General features: G+C 62.5%; 2 protein-coding genes. Both read right to left on the minus strand.

Annotated elements, in window-relative coordinates; all coding sequences use genetic code 11:
• Window positions 1–11,053 (minus strand): two-partner secretion domain-containing protein (locus PVZ80_RS32365; RefSeq protein ID WP_273865052.1); only part of this gene is annotated, 11,053 nt, incomplete at its 3' end.
• 25 nt (window positions 11,054–11,078) lie between these two features.
• Window positions 11,079–12,632: ShlB/FhaC/HecB family hemolysin secretion/activation protein (locus PVZ80_RS32370; RefSeq protein ID WP_273863900.1), on the minus strand; the 1,554-nt coding region annotated here is incomplete at its 5' end.

Below are 12,632 nucleotides of genomic sequence, written 5' to 3' on the forward strand. Positions count from 1 at the left end.
CCAGGCTGCTGTTGAGCTCGGTGGAGACGATATTGGCGTCGCGCCCCGCACTCAGGCTCATGTCCCGGCCGCTTTGCAGAACGCTGCCGGGATTGGTGATGTCACGACCGGCGGAAATGACCATGTCGTTGGCGGCTTCGATACGCGCGGCGCTGTTTGCGTAATCCTTGTGCGAATAACCCCGTACCACGCTGTCCACCGAGGTGACACTGCGCTCGTTGAGCACATCACCGCTGATCGCGTTCATCGTCACGTCACGACCGGCGATGATGCCACCCGCCTTGTTGGTGATGTTGTTGCCCGCCAACAGGTCCAGGCGATTGCCGGCCTGGATCAACCCGCTGTTGACCAGGTCCTTGCCTGCCGTGGCCGACAAGTTGTTGGTGGCCCGCAAGGTACCGACGTTGTCGAGGTTCTGGCCAGCGATCAGGCTCACGTCATTACCGGCAATCAGCGCACCGGTCGGGCCGAGTCGATCGTTGGCCTGGGCCATGTACAGCACCGGCACCAGCACTTTCTCGCCGTTCACTTCGTGCTCTTCGAGCCAGACGATATCGTGGGTCAGTGCCGCGACCTGTTGCGACGTGAGGGTCACGCCTACCGACAGGTTGAGTTGATCCTTGCTGGCGATGGCATTGTTCATCAGGTACTTGAACTGAGCCTCGTTGGAGTTCTGCCCAGCGAGAAATGCCTGGCCGGTACGCGCAGTGATGGCTTGTTGCACCAGACGCTGTTCGTAAAAGCCATCACCCAGGCGCTTGGCGCTGATGTCCGGGTCGTAACCGAGGCCGGCCAGCAGGTAATCCGAACTCATGAACTGCTTGAGGTCGGTGAGTACCGGGTTGGTTTCGATCAGGTACTTCTGCGGATTAGGCTTGAACGAGCTGTCCGGCACGCCTTGGACACGGGCCACGGCCTGGCTGGCCACTGGAGTGGCGACTACTGGATTAGCCACCGCGGGGACAGCGCCGGTCGATACGTTCCCGACACCAGGCGAGGTCACGCTGGTCAACGGATCACGCGGGTTGAGCGGCAGTGTTGGCACGCTCAGGTCCGGCCCTGTGGCGACCGCGCTATGGCTGGCCCCCTCGACATGCACGGCTCCCACCTGGGTGATAGCGCCAGCATTGCCTTCATGACCTGACAACACCAGGGTGCCGCTATTGTCGGCAGGGGCGCTGACATCGATCGCGCTGGCGCTCAGATTACTGTCGGTGGCTTGACGGGTGACCCGGGTCAGTTGCCGATCGCTGGAAGCCACTTGGGCGACATCATCGATCTGGAAACTGCGCGCCTGGATATCCGGCAGGTTCTGTTGGCGCTGGGCGCTGCTGACCGAGGCGCTGCCCAGGGTCCAGCTTTGCGGCCCGCTGTTGGCCTGGGTCGCCTGTTGGGCCGAGCCGCCTTGGCCACTCAAGCGGAACATGCCGTTCTGCCCTGTCGGCAAGGTGAAGCCGGGCAGGCTCAGCGGGTTGACTTGTTGCTGTGCCAAGTCCGGAGGTAGCTGGCTGTTGAGCCTGACAACGGTGGTGCCGGTACCGCTTGCCCTGGTATCGGCGACTTTGTTTGTACCACCGCTGGCGCTGTAGTCCTGGTGGATGACACTGTTCTGCAGATCCTGGGTGGCGGTGATCGAAACATTGCCACCGGCCTGGATCACCGCATTGCGGCTGCCACTGGTACTGACGGCACCGCTACTGTCTTTGGCGATTTCAACGTCGCTGAGCAGTTTGTACTGAGACAACTGGCTCGGCATTTCAAGCAGGTTGTTCGGGTCATACTGGGATAGCGTTGAGTGTTCGAAGCCGTAACTCAGGCCGGTCATTACAGTGTTATAGGCATTGCGTGTGTTGACGCTCCTTCCCGTTTCACTGTCGCTGAGGAACACTGTGTTATACGTTCCACCTTCTCGCCCCGGCTCTCTACCACGACCCGATCTAGGTATGGCTTTGTGAATATTGTTTTCCAGATCAAGGTAATACTCATAGGGGAAATCAGGGTTGTTCCGTTGGTTGTAGGGCATCAGAACATTGGAGAAAAGCCGCCAGGTACTGCCATCGCTCATGCCGGCGACTTGGTACAGACGCGTGTGTTCGATGGTCCCGTTCTGCGCGCCGATGTTCTGCAGGCTGTCGGCCGTGATATTGATATTGCCGCCGGCGCTCACCGTGCTTTTGCTATTGAGAAAGCTGCCGCCCTGGAAAGTGAAATCCCTGCCCGCTGTCAGTAGCGCCGAGGCGCTGGTGTCGTTGTCGACACTTTCGTAGACCTCACGGGCCGCCAGCGTGAAGGTGTAATAATCCCCTCGGCAGTCATTACATAAATTGGCGATAAACCCCGATACCAGCTTGCGACTGCCCGACGCCACCGCGCCATCGGTACGGTTCTGGAACACATCGGCGTTAAGCGCGAATGCCCCCCCGCTCTCCATTGAACCGGAGACGTTGTAGATCCCCGCAGCCCGGGCGGCGCCTCCGTAACCACCGATCGCCACGTTACCGAGGCCGTACAGATCGCCGTTCTGATTGGTGAAATTGCCGACGCCCAACGTCATATCCGCGCCGCTGAAAATCAGGCCGTGATCATTGAGCAGCGACGGGGTTTTCAGATCGAGGTTCTGCGCAGCCCCCAGGGTCCCGGAGTTAACAAGGCTGCCGGCCTCGACGGTCAGACCAGCATTGGAGGTCAGCCGCCCGGCGTTGCTCAGTTGTCCGCCGATTCGGATCGTCGAGTCCCCACCACCGGCCACACTACCCGCACTGCCCAGATTCATCGAAGCCGCCGTCAGCCCGAGACTGCCCAGGCTGCTGTAGCGCCCATTACCGCTATAACTGCCGCCCAGCGTCAGGCTGGCCGTCCCATCGCTGGCAATCAGGCCATCATTGATCCAGTTACCGCCGTTGCCCACCAGGCTGGTGGAGGCCAGCAATTGCCCGCTGCCGGTCTGGATCAGGTTGTTGACGTTGATGGTCAGGCGCCCGGCCTGGATCACGCTGCTGTTGGTCCAGCTGTCGGCAGCGAGCGTCAGCCCGCCACGGGTGACGAGGCTGCCACCGGCATTGGTGACGTTGGCCGTGGAGATATCGAAGGTGCCGTTGCCCACATGCAACAAGCTGCCGCCCTGGTTCTGGAAGCTCGCGGCATTCAGGGTCAGGTCACTGTTGGCGCTTTCCAGTTTGCCGTTGCGGTTGTCGAACAAGCCGCCGATCTGGAAGTCGGTCTTGCCACCGGCCCCCAGGGCCCGAAGCTGGCCGGTCTGGTTATCGAGACTGGCGGCACGCACGCTGAGGGTGCTGTCGCTCTCGATGATGCCCATACGGTTGTTCAAGTGACCATTGAGGCTGAGGTCGATCCGGTTACCGGCGATCTGACCGTCGTTGTCACCGCTGTTATCGAAATTATTGCCGCTGACTTTGACCAGCCCTTTGGCATACAGGCCGCCGTTACGGTTGTCGAAGTTGGCGGTGGTGATCAGTGCATCGCCGTTCTGGGCGGAAATACGTCCGCCGTAGTTATCGATACCGCCCAATACGCTGAGGTTCAGGCGCTGGGCCTGGGCGATGCCGCCCTGGCGGTTATTGTTCAGGTCGTAACCGTTTTTCAACACGCCGACGATACGGGCTTCCAGCGCGCCCTTGAGGCTGGCGAGGGTACCGCCGCGGTTATCGAGGTTGGTGGCGCTGACCTTGAGATCACCGTTCTGGGCCAGGAGACGACCGCTCTGGTTGTCGATATCCCCCGTCACGGCCAGGTCCATCGCGCCCTGGCTTTGCAGGGTGCCCTTGGCATTGCCCAGGCTTGCGGCGCTCAGTTGCAAGGTGCCGTTCTGGCTGTATATCAGGCCGTCGCCATTGTTTTGCACGGCGCCCGATACCTGGGTGAGCAGATTGCCGTTGGCCGCCACGGTGCCGCGATTGCGGTTGTCGAGGCCGCCAGTGAGCACGCTCATCAGCCCCTGGCTGACCAGTTGGCCGCCCTGGTTGTTGATCTGGCTGCTGCGGCTGATCACCAGCGGCCCGCCACTGGCGAGCTTGCCATTGGTGTTACTCAGGCTGCCGAGCAGGTCGAGATTCACCGCGCCGTTGCTGACCAGGCTGCCGCCGGTGTTATCCAGGGTCGTGCCGGTAAAACCCAGGGCCTGTTGTGCGCTGATCGTCCCGGCGTTGTTCAAGGTCATGGCTTGCATCGTCAGGGCGGCGCCGCTGTCGATCGATCCACCCTGGGTGTTGTTCAGCAGGCCGCCAACGGTCAGTTGCTGGCCGGCGCCGCTGGACAGGATGCCGGCGCTGTTATCCAGGCTGGCCGCATTGACGTTCAGCGTTTTCTGGCTGACCAGTGCGCCGGCGCTGCTGTTGAGCAACGCACCGCTGATGTTTGCATTCAGGTCGCCACTGCGGCTGGACAACGTGCCGTTGTTGCGGTTGTCGAGGCTGCCCCCACTCACTGTCAGGCCCTGCCAGCCAGAGATCAGGCCACCCTGGTTGAGCAAGGTCTCGCCGGTCAGCCCCAGTTGATTGTTGCTGATCAGCTTGCCGCCGGTATTGTTCAGCAGGCGACCAACCAGGTTAGTGCTCTGGCTGCTGGAAATCTCCCCATTCTGATTGTTCAGGTCACGCAGGCGACTGATGCTCAGCGGACCTTTGGCGATCAACAGGCCATTGCGATTGTCGAGGTCCGTGTTGGCCAGGTCGAGGCGCACTCCACTGTCGCCCAGCAGGCGCCCGCCGTTCTGGGTCAGCGCCCCCAGGTTCAGCGTGATATCGCCTTTAGCCGAGACCTCACCGCCGTTGCTGGAGTTCAGGCTGCTGGCGGTCAGGGCCAGACTGCCCTGGCTGTTGATCAGACCGTTGGCGCTGTTGTTCAGCGCCATCGCATTCAGGGTCACGGCACCGCCACCGAGCAGGGTACCGCCCTGGTTATTCAGGTCAGCACTACTGAGCGTGAGGTTCTGTGTCGCGTTGATCAGGCCTTTATTCTGGTTGTTCAGCAGCCCCGCGACAGTCAGCGTCAAATCGCTACGGCTGCTAACGCTACCCTCAGCGTTATCCAGGCTGTCAGCCCGCACATCGAGGGCAGCCGCGGCGATCTGGCCCTTGAGGTTGGTCAGGGCCTGGTTGACTCGCAGGGTCAGGGCCTGGTTGCTGAGAAGTTTGCCGTTGCTGTTGTCGAGGCTGTCAGCGGTGAGGCTGAAAGCCTGGGCACTGGAGATTTCACCGCCCTGGTTGTCAATGCCCTTGAGGTTACGCAGCTCCAGCGACGGGGCATTGATCAGGCCCGTCTGGTTGTTCAGCTGACCTTGGTTCAGGTCCAGGGTGAGGCTCGTGTTGCTGAACAGTTTGCCGCCCATCTGGTCGAGGCCGGTGACGTTGGCTGTCAATGCCTTGGTGCTGCCGATGACGCCACCGTCGCGGTTGGTGACCTGACCCGCTGCCAGGGTCAGGCTGTCGCCACTGTTCAGGCGACCGTTCTGGCTGTTGTCAAAAGCACCGGTGGTCACCCCCATCGAGCCTTTGCTGCTGATCACGCCTTGTTGACGGTTGTCGAGACTGGCGCTGCTCAGCTCGATGCTACTGTCACTGACCAGCTGTCCACCCTGGTTGCCTAGCGCCGCGCTGGCCTTGACCTTCAACGCGCCGGCACTCGACAGGCTGCCAGCGGTGTTGCTCAGGTTGGCGCTGGTGACGTCGAGTTGGCCTTCGCTGCTGATCAATCCCTGATTGTTGGTCAGGTCGCCGCCCAGGCCCAAGCGCACATCCTGCCCACTGCGCAATTGACCCGCCGTGTTGTCCAGGGTCTGGCCATCCAGGGTCAGGCCGCTCTTGCCATTGATCAGGCCCTGATTGCGGTTCAACACTTGATCCAGGGTCATGGTCAAGCCCATGGTCGCAATGATCTGGCCACTGTCGCTGTTGTCCAGACGCTTGCCGGTCAGGCCAATGTCGGCGCTGCTGGAGAGCTCGCCACCCCGGTTGTCGATGCTGCCCACCTCGAGTTTCAGCGCTTTTGTAGCGCCGACCAGGCCGCTCTGGCGGTTGTCGAGTACGGCGCCGGTCAGGCCCAGGGCGCCGCTGGCGATGAATTGCCCGTTCTGGTTGTCGAGGGTGTTGATGGTGGCCGTAACGTCGGCCTTGCCAGCGACCGAACCGTCGCGGTTGTCGAGGCTGTTGGCGGCCAGCAGCACGGCCCCGTCGCCGATCAGGGTGCCGCTCTGATTGGTGAAGGCTTGAGTCACGCCCAGGTCGACCTCGCCACGGCTGCTGATCAGGCCATGGCTGTTGTCCAGGCTGGCGCTTCGGCTGTTGAGGGATGTCGCGGAAATCAACCCGTTCTGGTTGTTCAAGGCCTGAGCGATATGCAAGGTCAGGCCCTGCTTGCTCAGCAGCTTGCCAGCGCTGTTGTCGAGGTCTTGCGCGGCGAGCGTGAAGACCTGGGCGCTGGAGATTTCGCCGTTCTGGTTGGCGACGTTCTTGAGGTTGTTGAGCACCAGCACCGGACCATTGATCAGACCCTTGCGGTTGTCGAGCCGACCGTGGTTCAGGTCCAGGTTCAGTTGGGTCTTGCTGAAGAGTTCGCCGCCTTGTTGATCGAGGCCGGTGACGTTGGCCGTCAGGGCCTTTTCACTGGCAATGCGGCCGCTGGCGCCGTTGTCGACCTGGGTTGCACTGAGGTCCAGCGTATCGTCACTGGTGAGGTGGCCACCCTGGCCGTTGTTCAAGAGGCCGGTGGTGACATGGGTCGCGCCCTTGCCGTTGATCACACCGCTCTGACTGTTATCGAGACTGGAACTGGCCAGGGTCAACCCCTGGTCGGCGAGGACCGAGCCGCCCTGGTTGAGCAACGCACCCAGGCTGGTAACCGACAGGGCGCCGGCACTGCCGACCTTGCCTTTGGTGTTATCCAGAGTGGCGACCTTGAGGGTCAATCCCGCTTCGCTGCTGAGCAACCCGGCGTTATTGAGCAGAGCCCCATCGAGACGAATATCCAGCCCCTTGAGACCGGAAAAACTGCCACTGCTGTTATCGAGCCGGGTACCCGTCAGGCCAACGCTGCCCTTGGCGAACAGTCGGCCCTTGCTCTGGTTGATCAACTGCGCGACCGTCAGCTGCAGGTCGGTTGCGGACAGCAGCTTGCCGCCATCGCTGTTGTCCAGGCGCAGACCGGTGTAGCTCAGGCTGTTTTCGGTACTGGAGATTTCCCCGGCGCGGTTATCGACCTGATCGACATTCAGGGTCAGTGCGTTAGTACTGCCCACCAGACCGCCGTTACGGTTATCAAGCGCCTGGCCCGTCAGCAACAGACTGCCTTGTGCTACCAGCGCACCACCCTGCTGGTTCAGGGTATCGACAGTAGCGGTCAGGTCGACCTGACTGGCAATCCGACCTTTGCTGTTGGTGACTTCCTGGGCCTTGAGCGTCACCGGGCCGACCGCACTGAGCAGGCCACCGCTGTTGTCCAGCCGCGAGCCTTCGTAGTCAATCGCCGCCTTGCCGCTCAACACACCCTTATCGCGGTTATCCAACTGTCCGACCAGTAATTTCAGGTCCTTATCGGCCTGGATCAGCCCTCCCCGGTTATCCGCCAGGTCGCTGCGCAGGGTCAGTCGGTCCTTGCCAGACAGGCTACCGCCACGGTTATCCAGGCTACCGGTGGTCAACTCGATGCCACCGGCGGCTCTGAGTTTTCCCAGTTCACGGTTATCGAAAGCGCCAACGACCGTGCCCGTCAGGGAACCATCGACCGCCAGCAACACGCCCTCAGCGCGGTTGTCGAGACTGCCAGCATTCAGCGTCAGTGCCTTGCCGGAACCGAGCATCCCGCCCTGGTTATTCAGTGCTCCGCTCAGATCGATGCTCAGCCCGAGATCCCCTGTCAGCTGGCCTTCGGTATTGTTCAGACTGGCCGCTTTAAGGCTCGACAGGCCGGCGCTGGACAAGGTGCCGTTGAGGTTGGCAAGCGCCTCCTCGACGCTCAGGCTCAGGTCCGAATCGCTGCCCATCGTGCCTTCGGTGTTGTCGATGCTGGCGGCATGAACCTTGAGCCCATTGGCCGACACCAGCCCCCTGAGGTTGTTCAGGGTGCGCTCGACACGCAAGACCAGCGCCTGCTCGCTGCCAATCGTGCCATCGGTGTTGTCGAGCGTTTGCGCGGCCAGCGTGAAGCCCTGGTCGCTGGAAATCTCACCGTCCTGGTTGCTGACCCCTTTGAGATTTTTCAGCAGTAACAGGCCAGTGGCATTGATCAGACCGTCCTGGTTATTGAGCTGACCGTTATTCAGGTCGAGGCTCAGACCGGTGCTGCTAAACAGTTTGCCACCTTGTTGATCAAGGCCGCTGACACTTGCCGTCAGGGCCTTGGCACTGGAGATACTGCCTGCGGCGCCGTTGTTCAGTTGGCCGCTGACCAGGTCCAGGGTGTCGCCGCTGGTCAGGCTGCCACCCAGGTTGCTCAGGGTGCCCAGGCTGGTGAGCTGCAAGCCCTTGACGCTGGAGAGCTGGCCAGCGTCGTTGTTCAGGCTGCCGGCCTTGAGCAGAATGGCGCCATCGCCCTTGAGCGTGCCTCGGGCGTTGAGCAACTGCCCGCTCAGATCAAGCTCCAGCTTGCCTTTGGCGTAGAGATTGCCACCCTGGCCGTTGTTCAGCTGCGCAGCCTTGACCTGTACACCCGCCTGCCCGGACAACTGGCCGTTGAGTTGATTGTCGAGTTGGCCGAGGGTCAGATCGATGTCGCCATTGGCGAGCAGTTTGCCATCATGGCTGTTATTCAGCGTCGTCCCCGTCAGCTTCAAGTAACCCTGGCTGGAGACGTTGCCGCCCTGGTTGTCGAGGTTGTCGATCCCCAGGCTCACCCCCTGGGCAGCGCTCAGCGAACCACCCTGACGGTTATCCACTCGGTTGGCATTGAGCGCCAGGGCGCCGCCGGCGCTGACACTGCCGCCGCGGTTATCCAGGACACCCAGCGTATTCAGGTTGGCGCCGGCCTTGCTGACGATCCGTCCCTTGAGCTGGTTGTCGAGACTGGCGCTGTCGAGGGTCAGCAAAGCATTCGCTGACAACAGACCGGCCTGGTTCAGCAACTGCCCGGCAATCTTCGCCGTCAGGCCGGCACTGCTCAGCAGCGTCCCCTGGGTGTTGTCGAGGCTGGCGCCTTGCACGTTCAGCAACTGGCCGGAAGTCATCGAGCCGGTGGCATTGTTGATCGCGCCCTGACTGTTCAGCGTCAGGCTCCCATCGCCGATCACCTGCCCCTGGCGGTTGTCCAGGTCCGCCACTTGAAGGCTGATGTCACGAGCGGCCAGTTTGCCGCCCTGGTTGTTCAGGCTGGCGCTGCTGATCAGCGCATTGCCGGTGCTCTGGATACTGCCCGCTTGATGATTGTCCAGTGCCCCCTGGGTTGTCAGGCCCAAGGCGCCCTGACTGATGATCGAGCCTTGTTGGCTGTTGTTCAGGGAGGCAGCTACCAGTTGCAGGTCCTGTTGAGCGCTCAAGCGACCGCCCTGGTTGTTGAAGACACCGCTGGCATTGATATTCAGAGCGCTACCGGCCGCTATCAGGCCGGCCACGTTATCCAGGGAGGCAACATTCAAGGTCACCCCGGCGAGGCTGGAAATCTCAGCGCCCGCGTTACCCAGCCCGGCCAGGTTGGCGACCAGTTCACCATTGCTGCTCACCAGCCCGCCCTGGCTATTGAGCAACTGGTTGGCATTCAGATTCAGGCTACCGCTGCTCAGCACTCGGCCCTTGTTCTGGTTATCCAGGGTGCCCGCGCGGATGTTCGCGCTTTGTTTCGCACTCAGGGTGCCGCCCTGATTGTTCAGGGCTTGCGCCGTGGTCACCGTCAGATTGCGGCTGGCGACCAGGCTGTTGCCATTGTTATTGAGGGTCTGCGCATTGACGGTGAGATCACCGCCGGCATTGCGACTGTTATCGGCATTGACCCCGGCCTCGATGATGCCGCTGTTGCTCAGTTGCCCACCGGCGCTGAGGCTGATGCTGTCGCGGGCCGCCAGGTTTTTCTGGTTGTTCAGGTCGCCGCGGCTTTGCATATCCAGCGTGCTACCGGCGTAGACCGGACCTTGGGCATCGAGGCTGGCAACCTTGACCTTGACCGCGCCCCCCGCCGCAGCCTGGACCATGCTCAGGTGACCGTTGGCGTCGATCTGGATATCGCCGCCGCTGGCAGCGAGGTTACCGGCGAGCCTTACCCCCACACCCGCTTCAGTTCCCACCAGCTTGATCGCCCCGGCATACATCCCGCCCAGGGCCGAAGAGTCGATCGCCAGTTCCGGCTTGGCGCTGCCGTCGTCGGCGCGGGCGGTGGCGTTCAGTGTCTGGGCGTTGACGTCGTTGCGCCCGGTGACGATGCTCAGGTTTTTCGCCTGGATCTCGGCGTTGATCTTGGCGCTGCGGGTGATGATTTCGAAGCGGTCGACGTTGTTGGCGTTGAGCGTCGCGCCCTCGATGGTCACCTGCCCCTGATCGACCTGATAACGGCTGAGCTGGCCGTTTTCGATCACCGGCTTGCCAGTGGTCAGGGTGGCTTTCGGGGTGTTGATGAAGCCGCAGCCATTGCAGCTGATGCCATAGGGGTTGGCGACGATCACATGGGCCGACTGCCCCGCCACTTCGGTGTAACCGCGCAGTTGGCTGGGGCTGCCACCGTTGACTTCGTTGAGGATGGTTTGCGCGGCGACGCCCTTGAGGTTCGGGTTGCCGACGATGATCCCGCCCAGCTGGGTGCTTTGCGTGCGGTCGGTGGCGTTGTTGAGGATCAGCCCCTGCTGGCCGACGTTGTAGTCGTGGAACTGGTTGTGCGACAGGCCGCTGCCATTGGGCGTGGCGATATTGACGATGGGCACGCCGTTGCCCGCTTGCCCCAGGCTGGTGCCCGGCGCGCTGACCACGATGCCTTCCGCCTGGGCCCACAGCGGTTGCCAGAACATGGCGTTGGCCAGGATGAACGCCAGGCCGCGCTTGGGCATGCCCCAGAAGTGCTCGCGGGTTTTCAGGGCAGCAGAAGGCTGGCGGGCCAGGAAAGCGAATTGGCGAACATCCATGTCGAAGGTCTCGAAAAAACGCGAATCAGAGGAGGAAATCCAGGCGGAAGTAGATCGGCGCTTCGCGCTCGCTCAGGACATCCGGGCGTTCAAGGGAATGGGCGAAGGTCACGCTGGTCGCCAGGTGCTGGCCGCGGGCGAACAGCTCCAGGGAGTTGCTCGACAGACGCCCGTGCTGCTCACCGTTGTAACGGTCGCCACGGATCACGCCCTGGTCGTAGCCCAGGCTGCTGCCGTACTCGGCGAACACCGGGCGCAGCCAGCCGAGGGTCACCGGACGGCTCCAGCGCAGGTCGTTGCGCCAGTAACCGCCGCTGTCGCCGGACAGCGACTGATCCTTGTACCCGCGAATCGACGACTGCCCGCCCAGGCTGGTGCGCTGCGGGCTGAACAGCACGTCTTCGCTGCGCTGGCCGGTCATCAGGCTGCTGAAGCTGAACGACTCGCCCCACAGCTTGAACGGCTGCAGGTAACTGAGGGTGGCGGTGTATTTGCGGTAGCGCGCATTCGGCTCGCCCGGCCCTGGGTGGCCATTGTCCTGGGCGTCGAAGGCACCGATGCCGTGCTGCATGCCCAGGTCGAGGTTGACGAAGGCACCGCCGATGCGCCGGCCGTGGTTGATGCCGAACTGGGCTTCGCTGAGGCGATTGCTGCTCAGGGCCAGCTTGCTGTCTTCGATGAAGTTGTTGGTGCGCAGGTAGGCCAGGCCGGCATTCAGCGAGGTCTTGCTCACCGCGTCACGCAGGATCACCCGCTCGGCGCGCAGCTGGTGGTTCTGGCTGTCGCCGGTCTGCTTGAAGCTGAAACCATTGGCCTGGGCCTGGGAGCGGTACTCGCTCTGGCTGTAGGTGTAACTGAAGTTCCACCAGCCCCAGGGCAGGTTGTAAGAGAGCATGGCGTTGTTGGAGGTGTGCTGGTGGTCGCTCATGGCATCGTGGCCACCGCGCAACATCAGCTGGTCGGCCAGCCCCAGCGGGCTGTCCCAGTCGAAGGTGGTGCCCCACTGCTGCTCGCCGGTGCTGCGCTGGCCGTCGTTGCTGCGCGACAGCCCGGCCCGCCAGGGCTTTTGCGCAGTGTTCTTGACCAGCACTTGGCTGCCACCGACCTCCTTGCCGGGGGCCAGCTCCATTTGTGCCTGGTTCGACGGCAGGCGGTTGAGCTGGTCCACCAGTTGTTCGATTTCCCGCAGGTTGACCAGCGCGCCGACCTGGCCGGGAAAGGCCATGGCCAGCTCCCGCTCGGACAGCTGGCTGTCGGCGGCGCCCTTCAAGCCTTCGAGCCGGCCCTCGACCACCAGCACCTTCAAGTGGCCGCCGGACAGGTCCTGCTGCGGCAGGTAGGCGCGGCTGGTCACCAGGCCCTTCTCCAGGTAGTAGTCGGTGATGACTTTGAGCAGCTCGTTGAGCTGGCTGACGCCCAGGCACTGACCGATATAGGGCTTGAGCAGGCGCGCCTGCTCGGCGGCGGACAGGCTGTCGGCGCCCTTGAGTTCGATGTCCTGGATCGGGAAACAGCGGGTGTCGGCAGGCGCGGTCGGCGCTGTGGGAGCGGCCTCTTTTCCGGGCAGGTCCTTGAGTTC

The sequence above is a fragment of the Pseudomonas sp. B3G-3 genome, assembly GCF_028640915.1.
Classification (GTDB): domain Bacteria; phylum Pseudomonadota; class Gammaproteobacteria; order Pseudomonadales; family Pseudomonadaceae; genus Aquipseudomonas; species Aquipseudomonas chlororaphis_I.